This window comes from Clostridium sp. ATCC BAA-442, from assembly GCF_964239415.1.
GTDB classification, from domain to species: Bacteria; Bacillota; Clostridia; order Oscillospirales; family Oscillospiraceae; genus Flavonifractor; species Flavonifractor plautii.
Genome location: NZ_CAXSQB010000022.1, coordinates 1 through 16848 on the forward strand (window position 1 = coordinate 1; position 16848 = coordinate 16848).

Consider the following 16848-nt stretch of genomic DNA (forward strand, 5'->3'; position numbering starts at 1 on the left):
GCAATCTCCAGGCCGCCCCATTGGAGCTGAGCTATCCCTGCTCCCTCAATGTAGATTGGGGTCTCCTGGGTGATGGAGTCCAGCTCCTGGCGGGTGTATTGGCGTCTCATGGCGATACCTCCGGCGGGCGGCGGTACAGTTTGAATTTATATAACTTTCTTGCTTCCTCGTAATAACTTCGTCCACCAAGATTATTGGTCAAGTAAATATCCTCCCCATCAGCTTCAATGAGAACCCACATTTTTAATGGTTCCACATCGTCAATAATGATATATACTGGCTCTCCATCCATCTTCCTCAGTTGCTCCAGCGTCAGCGGCTTGTTCGGCGGGGTGAGGGTGGGCATATGCTCAACGCAGTACATTACCCGTCCCATCAATGCCTTTTGTGCATCGGATTTTGCCAGTTTATTTGCAATATTTGCAATCTCCAGCTCGAGCAGCTCTCCATCAATCGCCCTTGCCATCGTTCAGCTCCTCCCATCTCTCCATCACCATCTCCACGGCCTCGTCCGTCATGGGCGCGCCGCAGATATGGCAAAATTTGGGTATTCTCGTCGGATTCAGCCGTTTGGGACTTCCAGGTGAATCGTTATGGTCCATTTCAATTCTAACAATTTTAATTGTATGTTTTTTTACAGTATTCGCACCCAGACCACACCTTCTCCACATGCTCCTGTGCAATCATTTAGCACCTTCCAATCTGCTCTTTGCGACCTCGAATATCGCAAGGTCGTTTTCCATTCCAATGTATTTTCTGGCATTCTGTAAACAAGCAACTCCGATAGACCCGCTTCCCATGCAACAATCCAGTACTGTGTCTTCCGGGTTTGTGTAAGTAAGTATCATCTGTTCGCACAACCAAATAGGCTTTTGCGTTGCATGTAGACATGATTTTTGTTTGTCGCTCGGCCCTCGCAAAACATCACGGGGGTAACGGTCTGTACTGTCATATCCCGTTTTCCCGTAACCATGATACACTTCCCCTGTCCTACAGTTCCGTTTATGCGCCGCAGTTGAAACTTTTCGTTCGTGTCCGTGAGTTATCTGTGGGTTGTAGGTTGGCAAATGGTCGTAGAATATCAGGATGTTTTCGTGAGCTTTCATCGGCATCTTTTTAGCATTTAGATGCCCAGTAGCTTGAGTCTTTTCCCAAATCCACTCATAGCGCAGTTCATTCAGATTGCTGCACCCTAAAATCTTATCAAATGGGGTCTGTGCGAACAGAGCCTTACATCCACCTTTGCGCACTACTCTCTTTGCCTCATGCCAAAACCTATTGAGATCAATGGGTGTGTCCCATCTGCAGTTTGTCGTTCCATATGGGAGGTCGGTAAAAAGGAAATCCACGCAATCATCCGGCAATCCAGCCATGAGATCTATGCAATCTCCGTATATCAGTTTACATTCCAGCATATTTACAAGCATCCTCATAGAAATCATCAAAAGGCTTTGGCTCACCATTCAGATGCCAGCCATAAACTTCCAACCCCTTCCCATATAGGTCACCAAAGTATTCTTTGAATTTCTCCGCCTGCTCCCGGCTAATTTTCCCCATATATCTACAAATCCTCCATTCTGTATGGTATTATTTAACTGCGTGGAAAGTAAGGTCTAATCCATAACTACCAGTACCACCGCAGGGCCGTTTACTGAGACCGCCACATCTTGGTACTGCTCTGCGATGTGTGCTTCTACGCCCTCACGCTTTCTTAGTTCGCCCACCAGATCGCAAGTCTTAAACCCGGATAACCGCTCCCGGCTGACGGGGCGGAGGGCCTTTATTTTTACCTTTTCCAGCTCAATAGCTCTTCCCCGTTGCCGTTTCCCATAGTAGTGAGGCGGCACACTTTCTAGGTGCCTGATTCTGTCCTCACAGCTCTTGATTGCAGCCTCTCGCCGCGTCATGCTCATTGCACCCCCTCCAGCATCTCCATCTCCTTCGCGCTCAGAATCGGCGCGCGGGTGTTCCAGGCCAGGCGGGCGGAAGCTTCTGCCCACTTCTTTTTCAATGCCCACCGTCTCAGTTCCATCCAGCAATCCCGGCATTTAATTGACGCCAAATATCCCATATCCCCAGACGGGACTCCGCGCTTTTCAAAACAAACCATGCCGGCTTTTCCGCCACACATACACGGCAGCAGCACTCCCGCATCCGTCAGTCGCTTGGCTGCCTCTTGATTGCCAAGCAGGGCTAATTTAATATCATCCATCACAGATACCTCCCCACTGTTGGGCCATAGCCTTTGCCAAGCCCGGAAAGGTCTTGGCCCTGTTTTTCTGCCGGTCTTTGCCGCCTTTCATAAACCATGTACCAGCTTCATGGCATCCGCACTCCGGGTCTACGATGTCTGTCGGTTCCAATGGCGGCAGGCCATTCAGCCACAGACGGGTCTTTTTCTGTACTGGATGCCCGAACATCCAGGGCTGCACCTCTTGGCTGTGCGGCGGCATTTCATAAATTCTGCTGGATACTGGGTTTTCAACACAAATACGCGGGCAGTCTGCATTTAGGAATTTCAGAAAAAATCCCTTTGCCTCCAGGCCCATCTGGTAGCGCTCCTGGTTAAGCTCACCTCCGCGAAACAAATGCTTTGCCCCGGCGTTGGACAGGTATGTACAGGGCGGGAATGCCAGTATCATATCCCACCGCATTTTTAGTAGCTCCAGCGCGTCTACTTGGATGTGCCACTCAGGATGGCCACCGCTACACGGCTCTATGTCGCAGCTGTATGCCTCATGCCCCAGCGCCCGGAACGCCTTGCAGACTTCCTGCGACTCCTCACAGGCCACCAACACCCTCATAGCTTGGCCGCCTCGTGGTCGCCCAGAAGGGCGCGCGTCTTATCGTCCATCGTTCGGTTCCTCCTTTATCAGCGGCCATTGAGAAATGCCATCCTGGCTTGCGGAGACCTACTGTTTGATGGCAGGTTATTCCGAGCCCTCCATGCGGCGATTGGATTTTTTGATAAGCCAAAGTGCTTCCCAATCTTGATATCGCTCATGCCCTTCTGGTACAGTTGCATACATGTTGCCTCGTCAAATACAGCCTTTGGCCTCCCGTTTGGATTCGGCGGGGTGCGTTGAACTGTCTTTTTCTCTGTGCAGCGTGCGCCCGGCGGGCAGATCAAAGAGCGGGCATGCCCGGTATAGCCTATGTAGTCGCAGCAGTACAGCCCGGCGGTGATATAGCATCTGTAGATGCAGTCAGCACAGTGCTTATCCACGGGACAGCCTCCTGCGAGCATACTCTGCCATTAATAGGGCCTCTGCCATACCGTCATTGTCTTTTCGACCGCCCTCTTTTCGCAAATTAGCGGTAGGGAACAGCCGCTTGCACACCTGAATGGAACTGTTTTTGTCCCCGGTGATGGAAAACTCTTTTTTCCATTTCTGCGGACGTACTAGTTCATAAGGGATTCCGAAAGCTGTGAGAAGCCCTTGGATAAAACCGAAGTTCTCTCCAAAGTGAAACATGGAGTTGACTCCCTGTCCCGGCATGGCTCCCACATGCTCCAGGCATACGATGCAGTCCGCTTCTGAAAACTCCAACTCGTCTGCATATGACTGCGGGCCATAAGGGACAATTCGGAAAGTCCTGTCCTCCTTAAGCACTGCCATAGCTCCGTTTTTCCCCGGATCAATTCCGATGTATGTCATGTTGATTCCTCCAACGCCAGCCGTTCGGCCAGCCCTCCAATCATCTGTTTTATGTCGCCGGGCAGCGCCTGGAACTCGGCCTCCTGCTTGGCCCGCTCCTGATAGGAGCGCTGGAAGTTGGAGCCGATGACGCTCTGCACTGTATTGGCATCCATCCGTGCCCAGGCTTTGAGCTGCTCCGGTGTCCCCACCAATCGGCGGAGCATGGGCGGCAGCCGCTTGAACTCCTCCCGGCTGTTGTAGGCCGACCGCTGTACGGCCCGCCATACCAACCCCCAAGCCTCCTGCGGGGCCATCTTTGGCCGCTCCGTAAGCTGCCTTATCTTGGCCTTTACCGCGCCGATGTGGGGCGGATAGCCCTTGCTGTCGGTGGCGATCAGCGCCTTGACGGCGGCGGCCACGATTGCGGCGTCATCCTCGGCAAACATGTCTGTCCACAAGGAAATAGTGTCCAATGCCTCCTGCCGCCCCACGTCCCGGTAAAACTGCGGGTAGGCACCACGGAGCACAGACATGAGCTTAATCACGTCTTCGCGTTTCACACGATGCCCTCCTCTCGGGCAATATCCAGAAACACATTTCCGCCCCTCCGCGGGGCCTGCCCGGATTTGAGCCGGTCGAAGATGATGCCCTGCCAGTTGTTGGCCATGCACTCCCCGATCAGGTCTATCACAGCCTGTTCCCCGTAGGTCTCCGCCGCCTTCTGCACCTGAGTCACCAGAGACTGGAGGCCCGTGGGCTTGTAGTCCTGTCGCTTCTCATGCTTGTACCGGATCCAGGCGGCAAAGGCACCCTGTAGGGCAGGCGAGGCCCCCGGAAGGGGGGGATGGGGGGTAATTAACATTTGTTCTTTATCTTGTACTTGTTCTTTTTCTTTATCTTGTACTTGCTTTCGCTCAGCCCTTGCTTCCGTTTTGCTTTCGATTTTCTTCTCATTTGCTTTCGGCTTGCTTTCCGTTTGCTTTGGCCTCCCCCCGGACTTGCCTGCCTCTGATTTCCGCCTGCTTGCGTCTAGGTTTGGCTTACTCAGCTCAAACGCAATCGCGGCGGAATCAGGCAGTTTATCAAGGTCCGGGAGTATCCCGGTGAGCGCATAGGCGCATATTGCGTCGTATGCGTCACACCGGGCCGCCTTATTACGGATGCGGGAAACAGCCCGGAAGAAAGAAGCGTAGAATGTAAACTGTTCCCTGTCCATAGGTACACCTTAAAATGGCAGTTTCCCGCCATCATCGAATGACTCGCCAAATTGACCAGACGAAGAAGGCTGAGACCAATCGCTAGAAGCGCCCCCAAAGGCGGGAGAGGGCTTTCGGTTCTCTGACAGGCGTTTGAGTTCCGGCACCTTGAAATCTCCCTTTTGGATCGCCTGGATAGAGCGGGTCTGATACACATACAGCCGCGTCTTTACGTCCCCGGTGTTCTTGGCGTACTCCTCCTCGCCTAGCACTACGCCGAAACGACAGCCTACCATATCCCGCAGATTGAACTCGTCGAAGCGGTAGCCGGGGTTGGAGTCTTCCAGGGCGGTCTTGAAGGACTTGAAAAAGCCCAGAGCAGAGGGCTTGTAGCTGCGGCGGAGCTGGATAGGCCAGAATCCCGCACGGGCGAAAGTGTCGTTGTTATTCCCCTTGTATGTCCCCTCAGCAAAGTCCCACTCAATCAAGAGGTATTCCTTTTCCTCCACGTCTTCCACGCGGCAGATTGTGGCAATATAAGCGCCGGGCTTGGGGTTGTCAAACTCGGAAGCCTCCTGAACCTCGTCCCAGTTGATTTTATTCATGCTCGGTTTCCTCCTTCTTGGGGGTCAGGCCCCAGTATTCACGGATGGTGGTGTCCACCAGCTTCAAATCGTTGTCTATCTCTTCTGGAAACATGTCTATGGGAGATTTTGCGGTGCTGAACCCCTCAGACTGGGTGATGAAGTAGTGCTTGTCTTTCTCGGAACGGCAGAGGAGGACGATGGAGAACAGACCCTCTACCGTCAGTTTCTCGTCCAGCATCTTACCGATGGTCTTGGCTTTCAGCGTGCCGTCCGGGTTGGACTCGGTATGATGGAGGAAGTAGACGATGCAGTCCCTCGGTGTCTGTGTGATGACAAACTGGATCAGGTTACGGAAGTTCAGGGCGATGTCGGTAAACTTGTTATAGCCCGTCTCCTTGGCCCGGTCGAAGAACTCGAAAGCCAGCAGATACTGACTGTCGTCGATGGCATAGGTTTTCAAATTCGGAGCAGAAAGAGACTTAATGATGGTGGGATAGGTCGCGCCGTTGATGGTAGGAAGCGCCTTGCGGAAGGGCAGCGGCTTGGAGGCCACGTTGAACACGCCGATCTCGGCGGGGTCGAAGTTGCGCAGGGCGGTGGACTTGCCGGAGCCGGATTCGCCCAAAACCAAAACTGGGATTCCCATTTATGTACCTTCTTCCTTGTCAAATATTACGGGGCATTCAGCGCCCCGGCTATCAAATGGATAGGGCAAGAACTCGCCGGTGAGGGCGCATTGGTGGCGCTTGAGGCCCTCCCGGTATTGGATGTAGGGGCACCACTGGCAAACCGTTAGCCCATTGGGGAAATGGACGGCCACGGTGGCCGTGCCAGTAGTGTAGTAGCTCACGCAGGTATCGCGGCTCATACGTACCGCTCCACTTCCAGGCCCATCTCAAGCGCCACCTGCTCCGGGCAGTCGCTCAGGGCCTTGCTGACTGCGGCCCGGAAGCAGTCCGGGCAGAGCCACCGCCCCTCCCACTGAAACCGGGCCTCGCCGTGGTAGACCTCCTGGCGGCACTTCTCACACTCGGAGACGGGGTTGTCCTGCTGCCTGTCCGGGCATGGATTCAAATTCAACATTGACAAAACAACTCCTTTTGCTGATAATAAATCCAGGGGTGTTAGATATGAGATTTACTTTTGATGCAGTCTGTAAAAAATGTGGGAAAGAAATGCAGTTTTCTTGCGACATGGACAACGCAAAGGATCTTGTTTACATTGCTCGATGCCCACGCTGTGGCTATTTCCCTTCAGATCCTGATATCGAGCGGATTTACCACATTATGGACAGCATAGAAACGCTCGAACAAAGAAACACAGCCCTACACATAATCAAGATTTCTCCGAACCTGGGGAAATTGAGTCCAAGATCTCTATAAGCAGAAAGCAGATCTCCTGTTCCGCATGAAGTTTTTTCCTAAGCTCTTCTGCAATGTCATGCTTGATTTCCTCAAATTGCCTTGCCATTTGAAATTTCCTCCTCTTGCCGCCCTCCGGTCTTGCACACCGGGGAGCGGCGCTTTTATTCGTAAATAACGGCTTCCGCCCGTGTAATAAAATGATGAATGCCAGTAGAGCACTCGTTCCAGCGGTCATCATCAAAATCAGACACTTCAACGGTTTCGCCTATTGCATAAACAAAGTTCGGATCAAAATTACTCCTTACTTGGTCGCCCCCAGGATTTCCGTTGATATCTGTGATACTCAATACCTTGGCCTTACTGGCGCGGCATTTTCGGCTAGTAGCGGAGGACCGGCGTGCATCTGCGGGGATTTCCAACTCCACAACAAGGCCACTTGCCTTTTTATAGCCGATATAAGAACCGGAATCTGGGCATTGCAGCGGGTAAAAAGCTGTATGAATATCCCATATCATTTGATCCATAGATGCACCGCTCAGGTCGGCACCGCGCAGGTTGGCATCGCGCAGGTCGGCACCGCTCAGGTCGGCACCGCGCAGGTTGGCATCGCGCAGGTCGGCACCGCTCAGGTCGGCATCGCTCAGGTCGGCATCGCGCAGGTCGGCACCGCGCAGGTTGGCACCGAACAGGTTGGCACCGCTCAGGTCGGCATCGCGCAGGTCGGCACCGCGCAGGTTGGCACCGCGCAGGTCGGCACCGCGCAGGTTGGCACCGCGCAGGTTGGCACCGCGCAGGTCGGCATCGCACAGGTTGGCATCGCGCAGGTCGGCACGTCTGCCGCCCTTTCCATTTAGCCAAAGGAGATGCTCCTCCAAGATCTTTTTCAAATCCATCTTATTTCCTCCTCAATGTGGGATTTCTATGACCGCCCACACATCGTCGATGCTCTCCGCCCCCTCCAGTCCGGTGATCTGGATGGTGAGCGGGCCGGTGGGCGTGGGGGACGGGGTGGTGGTTGCTACCGGGGTCTCAATGGCTGGCTGTTCCGGTTCTTGGTTCCAGACGATTTCAATCAGTACAACCAGCGCCAGTAAGAGAAACAGAGCCGCAACGCTCGTAATCAGATAGCGGTTCATAATAGCCACTCCACCCAACTATCAGCGAACAGGGCCGCTAAGAAGCAGATGGTGACCACCACACCGCGCACAGCCTCCCGGCGGGCCTGGCGGCGCTCATTTCGGGTCTTGCTCATGGTAGCTCACCTCCTTTGCCATGTCTTCCAGCTTGAACAGGGTTTCCATGTTCAGGCGGACGGTGCGGTCGCCGCCCAAAAGCCGGGAGACGGTTTCGTCCCGGATACCCAGGGCGCGGCCAATATCCCGGTTGCGCAGCCGGTTCCGGCACTTGTAGACGGCCAGACCGTCGGCCAGGCGCTGGGCCATGGCGTCATAGCGGGCCGCCAGACGCTGGTCAGCGGTCAGATACACTTTCGGCATTGTGCTTCTCCTCCTCTCGGTTACACAGGGCCTTAATCAGCTCCTGGACTTTAATTCCATAGGCGGCGTAGATGATGCGATCCACCAAATGGCGGGTGTTGCGGGCCTGGGGTTCCAAGTCCTTGATTCTGTCGTTCTCGTTCACAAAAATTCCTCCTTGCGCTTGCGGCCGCAGGGAGGTTGTAGTACAATCTTCCTGCAAGCCTGATTGGTGGGTTCAATTAGGGTTGCCGCCCTCGCCGGTGGTTCCAGCACTGGCGGGGGCATTTTCTGAAAAGAGGGGTTATATATGTCGGACACAGTATTGGTTGCGCTGATCACGTTCCTTTCCGGCGCAGTTGGCGCGATTGCCGGTGCAGTTGGGGCTTACACGGCGGCGAAGACCGCAGGGGAAGCACAACTCCGGCAGATTATTCTGGATGATTACTTTAAAGCAAAGCTGGACGCATTTTCTAAAATTCACGAGTCGTTTCAAGTCCTTGGGTACCAGAAAAACCGTGTAGAATTTTTTGAAGCGACAAGAGATTTTTGCCAGAACATCGAAGTTGCAAGGCTACTATCATCCCAAAAAACGGGGGAGTCTCTGCTAAAATTCAAGAAAGCCGTGCTTGAACATATCGATGCGGGTAACTTTGAGATTAAAGGTGATGCGCAGGAATTTTATACAACCAGGGATGAAGCTTTCGAGCGGATGCGAAAAGAAATGAAAACCTATCGTATACCCGAATTAAAGGAAGAAAAATGATCTTCTATGAGGAAACGATAAGCGCAGATAAAACGGAGAAGAAAAGACCGAACGGGGTATAGATCAGAAGAGCTAAAAGGATTGGGTGCTTGGCGAAGAAATTCTTCATTTTATTCCGCCTTTTCATTGGATTATCCCGCCCCGTCAGGGGCGGGTTTTATTTGATGGTCTGGCGTGCGGCCTCGAATGCCTCGATGTCCTGGGGCCGGATGCAGTAGTTCTTCCCCGTCTTGATGGCGGGGAGCTTCTTCTTGCGAATCCAGTCCCAAACCGTAATCAGCTTCACGCCGTAGCGGTCGGCCACCTCCTGACAGGTGTAACAGCGTTCCACGAGCAAAACTCCTTTCTCGTTATCGTAGTTCTGTGCTTGCGTTTACTTCGGTTTTGTGCTATAGTGGAACTGCCCTAAGAGGCAGAAAGGAGTGGTTCCGATTCTCGGAAGCATTTTTGTCTGGCCCGCGCATTTCGGCGTTGAAGCTGGCAGACCCGCCAGATGGGGGCGCCGCTGTACGAGCGAAAGGGCAGCCTAGGTATACCCCAGGCTAGGCCGGAACCACAACCGGCAAAGTCGTGCAAGACCACGCTTGCTCCGCCCCGCAGCGGAGCGCCGATAGGAACCGACCATAGTTATATCGGTGCGTGGCACAATGCGAAAATGTGGCACGGCGGCAGGGGGTGCGGGAACCCTGCCAGCACGTGACCTCTCTGCCTCTTGGGGCAGCTCCACTTGCTCATAGGTCAAGTATACCGCACAGAACTACGATTGTAAAGCACAAAACTACGGATATTTCGTACAGAACTTCGAGGTGATTTTTGTGGAGTTTTGCCAAAGACTCAAAGAACTAAAAAAGCAGAAGGGCTGCACGAACGCAGAGATTGGGAAAGCAGCCGGAGTTTCTGAGGGCGGTGTCCGGTACTGGATGAACGGAGAAAGGGTGCCGGGAGCGGATAAGGCCATACTCCTGGCAAATTACTTTGGGGTCTCTGTCGCATATTTGCTCGGGAAAGTAGAAGAGCCCGCCGGCCAGGAGGCCGACGGGCAAGGGGACGCAGTGATTATTCACAGGGGCGGGCGTACAACGCGCCGTGTGCTCACCGATGAACAGTGGAAATTGATTGAAGGAATGTTCAACTTGCAGAACACGGGTTCAGAGCGGGAAGATGACGAGTGGTAGCTAGGATATACGGCTCAAACTGCCGGTAAAGGCGCCATTCAGTTCCAGACTGAAAGAAGTAAGAACAACTGCGCTCCTCCATCCACTGAACATCCAGGTCATGCAGGCGTTTTAACCGCTGGAAGGCAATTTCGGCGGCCTGCTGGCTGATATGGCAGAGCTGACGGATGGCGAAAGGCCCACTTACATGCAGGGCCCGCAGGACACAGGCGGGGGAGAGAAGCTGCGCGGCGAAGCGGTCGGCCTCGATTTCTATTTGAGGACGGGGTTTCTGATCCTTGGCATCACGGTGGATGATACCAGTGCCGTGGTTTAAGCAGTAGTGACCGATTTCATGAGCGACGGTATAGCGGCGGCGGCCTGGGCTGAGATGTGGATTATACAGGATAACAGCGCCGCGTTTACCGCGGATCAGAAAGCCGTCCGCACCGAAGGTCTCATTGCCTAGATTGCTTTCCTTCAAAATTCGGTACCCTTGCGTGTAAGAGCATAGGAGGATACCAAGGGATTTGCAGATCTGGTCAAGGTCAATAGGCAGCTTTGTGATATTGCAGTGAATTAGTGTTTCCCAAGCAGTCATGTAATCCACCCCTGAACGGTGATGTGTTGAGCTCATTATAGAACGGTTGTTCGATTTTTGCAAGACGGAAAATTATACAATTTTGGAACTGCATTTTTACAGTGATTTACAGAAGAAAGAGATGACTATGGGACAATTAATCGTATATTCATGAAAGGGGAGCAGATAGAATGAAGAGAGAATACAAAGGTTTTGTCGCGGGACTGCTGGTGGCTGGGGTAATCGCCGGGACGATTGGAACCGCCGGGGCAGTTGTGGGCAGGACTCAGGCGGCACTGGACTATAACAATATCAAGATATCGCTCAACGGGCAGACCATCACGCCGAAGGATGCCAACGGGAACACGGTGGAGCCGTTCGCGATCAATGGAACCACCTATCTGCCGGTGCGGGCCGTGGGGGATGCTCTGGGGCTGGACGTCGATTGGGATGGGGAGACTGGAACTGTCACATTGGATGGGACACCCGGGGAGTTAAGCCGCGAAGATGCACTTTATATTTGGGGACTTGCATTGAAGGCGAATCAATTTAAGTCGCTTGCCGACTATGGCCGGGAAATGGAAACGATTGCTCAAGGGTTCGCTGCTTCCGAAGCAATGTTGACATCTGGGCTACTTTCATCTTCTGCTGCGCGAGAGATAAAGGAGGAGGCAAAAACCCTTTTAGATACTTTTGAATCTGCAATTGAAGCTGAACGCCAATTTATAGATATTTCTTACTCAGATGATCAGGATCTCGTGGATTCCATTTCCTACTTAGAGAACGGAACCTCGTCTTTGAGGAAGGCGTTGGATACAATGGGAGACCTTAATCTCAATTTTACGGAAAACTATAGTGCTGCACTTAAATTCGCGTCAAATGCAAGGTATGTATGTGACCAGCACTATACTGATACAATGAATGAAATCATAGCTTATTGTGATGAGGCGACTTGACAATCAAATACAGGACGGTTTATAATAGACATAGAAAGGCGCTGCAACAAGCGGTTAGCCCGGTATGAGGTTAATAAAGCAAAGCTCTAGAAACCGTCACTTGGCCGAGTGGCGGTTTCTGCTTTTCACAATAATCGTAACGGTGAACCGTCCGATATGTAGTGTGATCCGCATGGGCCTCACCCCCTTTCGGGAGGTGTGGCTAACCGCCTGCCGTTGTGCAGCGCCTGTAGACAGAATAGCACAGCAATCGACAGAAAGCAAGAGAAACCGCCCCCGGTACTCGCAATACCGGGGGCGGCCATAGAAGGGCAGATGCTTGTGGGCGCTCTGCTCCCTCATTATAGCAGACAGGAGGGATTTTTGCAATGACTGAACAGGAAAAGCTATGGGCCAAAAGGCGAGTGAAGGCCGCGAAGCTGTCCGGCCCGAAACCCGTCGAGCTGCCGTCGCATTCCTGGCGCTGTCAGGTGATGGTGGACGGGCGCCGGATCTCCGTCGTGGACGACGACCCGGAGGTTGCACATGCGAAAGCGCTGGCAATCAAAACGGGGATGCTGGTGAGCAAGGACAAAGAACAAAAGGTGACGGTTGACGAGGCGATATCACGCTATATCCAGGCTGGAGAAGGAGCGCTGTCGCCTACAACGATACGAGGCTATGAGACGATGCGGAAGCATAGGTTTCCTGGCCTCATGAGCAGAGACGTACATACAATCACGCGCCTGGACGTGCAACGCGCCGTCTCCGACGAGGCAAAGAAAGTATCCGCGAAGACCATAAAGAACGCCTATGGGCTCCTGACCGCGGTGCTGAAAGACTATGGGGTGGACGTGTCCGGCGTAAAGCTGCCCCAGCGGGTGAAGAGGCAAAAGCAATATCTTACTGTGGAGGAAGTCGTGAAACTTATCGACTGTGCGGTGGGTGATCCGTGCGAATTGCCTATTGTTATGGCCGTATGGCTGGGCATGAGACGATCGGAGATATGCGGTCTGTATTGGGATTGCGTTGACTTCGATGGTGGCAAAGTGGAGGTCCGGCGGGCTATGGTGCCGGACAAAGATAACAAATGGATTATAAAGGAATACCCAAAGAACGAAGGTTCGCAGCGGCTTGTCGGATGCCCGGATTATATCATGGAGAAGCTGCGGGGCATGTACCATGGGCAGCAGGGGAGAGTATTCCAGTGGCACCCGGACACTGTGCGAAAGCATGTCCATGCCATCTGCAAGCGGGCCGGAATAACGGACACCACCGTGCACGGGCTCCGACACGCAAATGCAGCTATTATGATATTGCTCAATGTGGTGGATCAGTACGCCATGGCCCGAAATGGATGGACTAGCGATTACACCTTTAAGCAGATTTATGGTTATGTGTTCCCCGACGGAGCCCAGGAAACAGACCAAATCATAAACGCATTTTTGGAGGAGAAACTAAAATTGCACACGGATTTGCACACGGAAAACAGTGGAGATTAGAGCTGCAATGGATATATAGATTTTTTGGGTGGGTTCAAATCCCTCCTTCTGCGCCAAATCCCGAAGTCTTTACCGGTAAAGACTTCGGGATTTTTTATTCCCGCAAATCTTTGGCGCTGATATTGGGGGGCCGTACCCGCCGGCGAAAACTCCATACTCTATCGCGTCGGCCATTTGGCGGAGGAGACTGACGGATCAGCCAAAATTAATATGTGAATTTTGTGTAAAGTTTATAATTGACGGCTTGCATTTTCCCCCAAGAGCGTATATACTAAAATTATCAATCAAAGAAAGGAGGCTGGTACAGTATGGTATGGTACAACAGCATCGGCGCTTCCGACGTGGATGACCTCATCTTTGGCAGCGACGACCGGGTGATTTACAGCGAGCGGTAAAGGGTCCTGAGGCAGAAACCACACCTATGGGTGTGGGTTTTTTGTTTTTATAAAGAAATCTTAAGGAATTTCCTCTGGCATAGAGAGCCAAAACGTGGTAGCCTATAGACAATTCGATTGGTGAGGCGACAGACCGACATGAAACGACATAAATGGCTGCTGACCCTGCTCCTGGCTGTGTTCCTGTTGGGCGGCGGGGCGTTCCTGCTCTGGCAGACGGGCTTTTTTTCCTCCGTTGGCTCGTTGGAGGAGATGCGAAATTATATAGAACGCTTTGCGCCCTATTCCCACCTGTTCTTTTTCCTGATTCAACTGCTCTCGGTGGTGATCGCACCCATTCCCAGCAACGTGACGGCGCTGGCTGGGGCGGTGCTCTTTGGAATGTGGCCCTCATTCCTGATGACCTGGTTGGCAGTGGCGGGCGGTTCCGTCCTTGTGTTCTGGCTGGCCCGTGTACTGGGGCAGCGGTTTGTGGAGCGGCTGGTCAACCAACGGGTGGCGGACAAGTACCTGGAGGTTATACGCAGGAAGCGGGATATCTTTTTGATCCTTGTCTTTCTCTTTCCCTTTTTCCCAGACGACCTGATCTGCATTCTGGCGGGGCTGACCGACATCCCGCTGCACCGCTTTTTCCTGATCGTACTGCTCACACGGCCCTGGGGCCTTCTGGTGGCCTGTGCGTTGGGCGGCTCGGTGCTCACAATTCCCGTGTGGGCGATGCTTCTGCTGGGAGCCGCCGGAGTGGCCGTCTTCGCCGTCTGCCTGAAATATGGAGACCGTTGGGAGGCCGCGCTTCTGGAGCGGTTCAAGCGATAAATACACCGGACGGCGGGCCGTGCTTCTTGTCAAGCGCGGCCCGCCGTTGTATAATGCTTTTCATATGGGAGGGGGGACGGGATTTGGCGGGGCGCATAAAGACCGGATGCTTCCTCGGGGCGGAGGCGGCGCTTTATCTCGGATTTCTGGCGCTGGATCTGCTCCGGCCGGGGAGCGGCTGGGCCCTCCTGCTGAAATACGGGGCGGTGGCTCTGTGCTTCTTGGCGGCCTTGGACCGGGCCGGAACGGAGGACGGGCGCCTGGTGTGCGCCGCGCTGGCCTTTACGCTGGCAGCGGATTGGTTTCTCCTGATCCTTGATTCCTTCTACCTGGCGGGGGTGGCCTGCTTCTGTGTGGTACAGGCGATTTACCTGCTGCGCCTGCACCGCTGGGGCGCTGGCCTGCTGTGGCCGCTGCGCGTGGGGCTGACGGTTGCGGCCCTGGCGGTTGCGGCGCTCCTGAGGGCGCTGGAGCCGCTGACGGCTGTGACCCTTTGTTATTTCGCGGAGCTGGCCTGCAACACGGTGTCCGCCCTGCGTCTGGGGCGACGGGGGCGGTGCTTCGGGCTGGGGCTGCTGCTCTTTGTGGGCTGTGACCTCTGCGTGGGCCTGCACAATCTGGCGGCCTTCCTGCCGGTGGTCGATACCGGACCGCTCTTTTCCTTTGCCCAGGTGGGCATGTGGCTCTTTTACCTGCCCTCTCAGGTGCTGATAACCCTTTCTGTGAGAAAGAAGTGACTGTAAATGCGTTCCTCCAAACTGGCCACAGCGGCTTTGACGGTCATTCTGGCCCTGCTGGTGCTCAGCGCATCCATTGCGGTGCCGATCCTGTTCCGGCCCTTTTACTATATACAGATCGATGCCCTCCGCCTGCCTGAGCGTACCGGATGGCCGGAGGGGGTCATACGGGAGGCCTACGACGAGGTGCTGGACTTCTGCGTTCTCGGAACGCCCTTTGGGACCGGGGAGCTGTCCTGGTCGGAGTCGGGGCGGAGCCACTTTGCAGATGTCCGGGTGCTCTTTCGGGCGGACTTTTTAGTTTTGGGCGTCACGGCTGTGTCTGCGGCGTTGCTCCTCCTCCTGAGGCGGCTGCACCGGCTGGAGTTTTACCGCCCAGTGGGCCGAGGACCGGGGTTTTGGGCGGGGGTGCTGGCCGCCGGTCTGGTACTGGCGGTGGGCGCTCTGGCGGCGCTGGACTTCAGCCGGGCCTTTACCGTCTTTCATGCGGTCTTTTTTCCCGGCAAAGACAACTGGCTGTTTAATCCTGCCACGGATGAAATCATTCTGATCATGCCGGAGCGCTTTTTCCTCAACTGCGCCCTCCTGATCGGGGCGGTGCTGCTGTCCGCCTGCGGAGCGCTGATTGCAGGGGATCTGCTGTCTGCCCACAGAAGAACGAAGAAGACAGTGTTGCCGCGCTGAGTGTCACGGCTTTGGGACCCGGGCCATAGAATGGCCTGGGTCCCTTTTTCGTTCCGGCCCGCCGCTCCGCCCCCGCACCAAATGGGCGGTGGTTCATAGAATAGAGCGGGGAAGGAAGGGCCTTTTGAATACTCTGCTAGGAGGTATTGCAATGCCTGAGAAGGTCATGCCCGGTCCGGTGCAGGATACTGCCTGTATCCGCGAGGCCGTGTGCATACACACGAAGAAGATCTATGATTCTTGCAAAGACAAGGATTGTATCGAGGATTTGCGCTTTTACCCCACCCAGAACTGCCAGGCGGTAATCGACCGCGCCATCAGCATCAAGGCGGGCAAGGCGGAGCTGCTGTACGTGTACATTGATGTGGAACCCATCGGCTTTAACCGGGGCTTCTACACTGTGGATGTCCGCTACTACTACCGCGTGACTGCGGACGCGTTCATCGGCGCGGCCCGGCCTGTGGAGGTCTGCGGCCTGTGTGTCTTTGACAAGCGGGTGATTCTCTTCGGCAGCGAGGGCACCGCCAAGGTGTTCTCCTCCGAGGTGGCGTTTGAGGGGATGGATGAGCAGAACATCGGCAAAACAAACCTGCCCACCGCCGTGGTGGAGGCGGTAGACCCCATCGTGCTCAATATGAAGCTGGTAGACGTCTGCGAGTGCCGCCCCTGCGACTGTGAACTGACCGAAATCCCGCCGTGCATTTGCGCCTGCTTCGGCTGCGACCTGTGCTTCGGCAATGACGGAAAGCGGATCTATGTTACCCTGGGCCAGTTCTCGATCATCCGTCTGGAGCGGGACTCCCAGCTCCTGATGCCGGTATATGACTACTGTATGCCGGAGAAGGAGTGCACCTGCGGCGGCTGCGAGGACGATCCCTGCGAGATCTTCCGCCACGTGAAGTTCCCGGTCAACGAGTTCTTCCCGCCCAACAGCCCCGCGCCCATCCCGGAAACCTGCCGGGAGCTGAAGGGCTGCTGCGGCTGAACAAAAGCGGGCCCTCTGGAATGTTCCAGAG

29 protein-coding genes and 2 pseudogenes are annotated in these 16848 nt (G+C 54.4%); 8 read left to right on the forward strand and 23 right to left on the reverse strand.

Annotated elements, in window-relative coordinates; all coding sequences use genetic code 11:
* Positions 1 to 106 precede the first annotated feature (106 nt).
* The 21 genes and pseudogenes from ACESY8_RS10645 to ACESY8_RS10745 all read right to left on the reverse strand — a co-directional run bounded on the left by ACESY8_RS10645 (position 107) and on the right by ACESY8_RS10745 (position 8429).
* The gene (locus ACESY8_RS10645) at positions 107 to 466 is read right to left on the reverse strand and encodes a hypothetical protein (RefSeq protein WP_498794728.1); all 360 of its coding nucleotides are present in this window, start codon (positions 464 to 466) and stop codon (positions 107 to 109) included.
* Positions 467 to 683: 217 nt separating this feature from the next.
* Positions 684 to 1415, reverse strand: coding sequence for a DNA-methyltransferase (locus ACESY8_RS10650; protein ID WP_226908087.1), 732 nt, complete (start codon positions 1413 to 1415; stop codon positions 684 to 686).
* The gene (locus ACESY8_RS10655) at positions 1402 to 1557 is read right to left on the reverse strand and encodes a hypothetical protein (RefSeq protein WP_226908088.1); all 156 of its coding nucleotides are present in this window, start codon (positions 1555 to 1557) and stop codon (positions 1402 to 1404) included. Before ACESY8_RS10655 ends, ACESY8_RS10650 begins: the two co-directional genes overlap by 14 nt.
* Before the next feature lie 56 nt (positions 1558 to 1613).
* Entirely contained in the window at positions 1614 to 1913 is a 300-nt protein-coding gene (locus ACESY8_RS10660) for a BC1881 family protein (RefSeq protein ID WP_271934647.1), read from the reverse strand.
* On the reverse strand, positions 1910 to 2212 hold the full coding sequence (locus ACESY8_RS10665; RefSeq protein WP_498794729.1) for a hypothetical protein: 303 nt from the start codon (positions 2210 to 2212) through the stop codon (positions 1910 to 1912). Before ACESY8_RS10665 ends, ACESY8_RS10660 begins: the two co-directional genes overlap by 4 nt.
* On the reverse strand, positions 2205 to 2804 hold the full coding sequence (locus tag ACESY8_RS10670; protein ID WP_498794730.1) for a DNA cytosine methyltransferase: 600 nt from the start codon (positions 2802 to 2804) through the stop codon (positions 2205 to 2207). The genes ACESY8_RS10665 and ACESY8_RS10670 overlap by 8 nt, the downstream gene beginning before the upstream one ends.
* A 68-nt stretch (positions 2805 to 2872) precedes the next feature.
* Positions 2873 to 3226 carry a hypothetical protein gene (locus ACESY8_RS10675; RefSeq protein WP_271934650.1) on the reverse strand — a complete coding sequence of 118 codons (354 nt, stop codon included), beginning with the start codon at positions 3224 to 3226 and terminating at the stop codon, positions 2873 to 2875.
* Positions 3219 to 3659, reverse strand: a complete 441-nt coding sequence (locus ACESY8_RS10680; protein WP_196011323.1) for a RuvC family protein — start codon at positions 3657 to 3659, stop codon at positions 3219 to 3221. Before ACESY8_RS10680 ends, ACESY8_RS10675 begins: the two co-directional genes overlap by 8 nt.
* Positions 3656 to 4201 (reverse strand): replicative helicase loader/inhibitor, encoded by a 546-nt coding sequence (locus tag ACESY8_RS10685; protein WP_195484469.1) that lies wholly within the window; start codon positions 4199 to 4201, stop codon positions 3656 to 3658. The genes ACESY8_RS10680 and ACESY8_RS10685 overlap by 4 nt, the downstream gene beginning before the upstream one ends.
* Complete coding sequence (locus ACESY8_RS10690; protein ID WP_195484468.1) at positions 4198 to 4503, reverse strand: phage replication initiator YdaU family protein; 306 nt, start codon at positions 4501 to 4503, stop codon at positions 4198 to 4200. The genes ACESY8_RS10685 and ACESY8_RS10690 overlap by 4 nt, the downstream gene beginning before the upstream one ends.
* Before the next feature lie 132 nt (positions 4504 to 4635).
* Positions 4636 to 4857: pseudogene (locus ACESY8_RS10695) on the reverse strand (DUF6291 domain-containing protein); the annotation flags it as partial.
* A 9-nt stretch (positions 4858 to 4866) separates the two neighbouring features.
* Positions 4867 to 5442 (reverse strand): hypothetical protein, encoded by a 576-nt coding sequence (locus tag ACESY8_RS10700; protein ID WP_195484467.1) that lies wholly within the window; start codon positions 5440 to 5442, stop codon positions 4867 to 4869.
* Entirely contained in the window at positions 5435 to 6070 is a 636-nt protein-coding gene (locus ACESY8_RS10705; RefSeq protein WP_195484466.1) for a hypothetical protein, read from the reverse strand. Before ACESY8_RS10705 ends, ACESY8_RS10700 begins: the two co-directional genes overlap by 8 nt.
* Entirely contained in the window at positions 6071 to 6292 is a 222-nt protein-coding gene (locus ACESY8_RS10710; protein WP_195484465.1) for a hypothetical protein, read from the reverse strand.
* Positions 6289 to 6507 carry a hypothetical protein gene (locus ACESY8_RS10715; protein ID WP_271934657.1) on the reverse strand — a complete coding sequence of 73 codons (219 nt, stop codon included), beginning with the start codon at positions 6505 to 6507 and terminating at the stop codon, positions 6289 to 6291. The genes ACESY8_RS10710 and ACESY8_RS10715 overlap by 4 nt, the downstream gene beginning before the upstream one ends.
* 252 nt (positions 6508 to 6759) lie before the next feature.
* Complete coding sequence (locus ACESY8_RS10720; RefSeq protein ID WP_369847771.1) at positions 6760 to 6894, reverse strand: hypothetical protein; 135 nt, start codon at positions 6892 to 6894, stop codon at positions 6760 to 6762.
* Between the two features lie 55 nt (positions 6895 to 6949).
* A complete protein-coding gene (locus ACESY8_RS10725; protein ID WP_341484391.1) occupies positions 6950 to 7312 on the reverse strand; it encodes a DUF5758 domain-containing protein in 363 nt (120 codons plus the stop codon).
* 9 nt (positions 7313 to 7321) lie between these two features.
* Positions 7322 to 7609: pseudogene (locus ACESY8_RS10730) on the reverse strand (pentapeptide repeat-containing protein); the annotation flags it as partial.
* 84 nt (positions 7610 to 7693) lie between these two features.
* Positions 7694 to 7924, reverse strand: coding sequence for a hypothetical protein (locus tag ACESY8_RS10735; RefSeq protein ID WP_498794731.1), 231 nt, complete (start codon positions 7922 to 7924; stop codon positions 7694 to 7696).
* 96 nt (positions 7925 to 8020) lie between these two features.
* Positions 8021 to 8284 carry an FNR family transcription factor gene (locus ACESY8_RS10740; RefSeq protein ID WP_021632707.1) on the reverse strand — a complete coding sequence of 88 codons (264 nt, stop codon included), beginning with the start codon at positions 8282 to 8284 and terminating at the stop codon, positions 8021 to 8023.
* Complete coding sequence (locus ACESY8_RS10745; protein WP_498794732.1) at positions 8259 to 8429, reverse strand: hypothetical protein; 171 nt, start codon at positions 8427 to 8429, stop codon at positions 8259 to 8261. Before ACESY8_RS10745 ends, ACESY8_RS10740 begins: the two co-directional genes overlap by 26 nt.
* Positions 8430 to 8573: 144 nt before the next feature.
* Here ACESY8_RS10745 and ACESY8_RS10750 point away from each other — a divergent pair, with 144 nt between their 5' ends.
* Complete coding sequence (locus ACESY8_RS10750) at positions 8574 to 9029, forward strand: hypothetical protein (protein ID WP_498794733.1); 456 nt, start codon at positions 8574 to 8576, stop codon at positions 9027 to 9029.
* Between the two features lie 157 nt (positions 9030 to 9186).
* Here the strand turns inward: ACESY8_RS10750 and ACESY8_RS10755 are convergent, their stop codons facing one another.
* Positions 9187 to 9360 carry an excisionase family DNA-binding protein gene (locus ACESY8_RS10755; RefSeq protein ID WP_498794734.1) on the reverse strand — a complete coding sequence of 58 codons (174 nt, stop codon included), beginning with the start codon at positions 9358 to 9360 and terminating at the stop codon, positions 9187 to 9189.
* Between the two features lie 484 nt (positions 9361 to 9844).
* Between ACESY8_RS10755 and ACESY8_RS10760 the strand changes: the two genes are divergently transcribed.
* A complete protein-coding gene (locus tag ACESY8_RS10760) occupies positions 9845 to 10204 on the forward strand; it encodes a helix-turn-helix domain-containing protein (RefSeq protein WP_498794735.1) in 360 nt (119 codons plus the stop codon).
* Here the strand turns inward: ACESY8_RS10760 and ACESY8_RS10765 are convergent.
* Positions 10158 to 10784, reverse strand: a complete 627-nt coding sequence (locus ACESY8_RS10765) for an ImmA/IrrE family metallo-endopeptidase (protein WP_498794736.1) — start codon at positions 10782 to 10784, stop codon at positions 10158 to 10160. The genes ACESY8_RS10760 and ACESY8_RS10765 overlap by 47 nt on opposite strands.
* A gap of 170 nt (positions 10785 to 10954) precedes the next feature.
* Between ACESY8_RS10765 and ACESY8_RS10770 the strand changes: the two genes are divergently transcribed.
* The 6 genes from ACESY8_RS10770 (at position 10955) to ACESY8_RS10795 (ending at position 16817) form a co-directional block, all read left to right on the forward strand.
* Positions 10955 to 11719 (forward strand): stalk domain-containing protein, encoded by a 765-nt coding sequence (locus tag ACESY8_RS10770; RefSeq protein ID WP_498794737.1) that lies wholly within the window; start codon positions 10955 to 10957, stop codon positions 11717 to 11719.
* Positions 11720 to 12087: 368 nt separating this feature from the next.
* Complete coding sequence (locus ACESY8_RS10775) at positions 12088 to 13200, forward strand: site-specific integrase (RefSeq protein WP_196011327.1); 1113 nt, start codon at positions 12088 to 12090, stop codon at positions 13198 to 13200.
* 533 nt (positions 13201 to 13733) lie between these two features.
* On the forward strand, positions 13734 to 14411 hold the full coding sequence (locus ACESY8_RS10780) for a TVP38/TMEM64 family protein (protein WP_007491667.1): 678 nt from the start codon (positions 13734 to 13736) through the stop codon (positions 14409 to 14411).
* Between the two features lie 83 nt (positions 14412 to 14494).
* Positions 14495 to 15148, forward strand: a complete 654-nt coding sequence (locus ACESY8_RS10785; protein ID WP_009257027.1) for a lysoplasmalogenase family protein — start codon at positions 14495 to 14497, stop codon at positions 15146 to 15148.
* 6 nt (positions 15149 to 15154) lie between these two features.
* A complete protein-coding gene (locus ACESY8_RS10790) occupies positions 15155 to 15832 on the forward strand; it encodes a TIGR01906 family membrane protein (protein ID WP_054338275.1) in 678 nt (225 codons plus the stop codon).
* A gap of 151 nt (positions 15833 to 15983) precedes the next feature.
* Positions 15984 to 16817 carry a hypothetical protein gene (locus tag ACESY8_RS10795; protein ID WP_009257025.1) on the forward strand — a complete coding sequence of 278 codons (834 nt, stop codon included), beginning with the start codon at positions 15984 to 15986 and terminating at the stop codon, positions 16815 to 16817.
* Positions 16818 to 16848 lie beyond the last annotated feature (31 nt).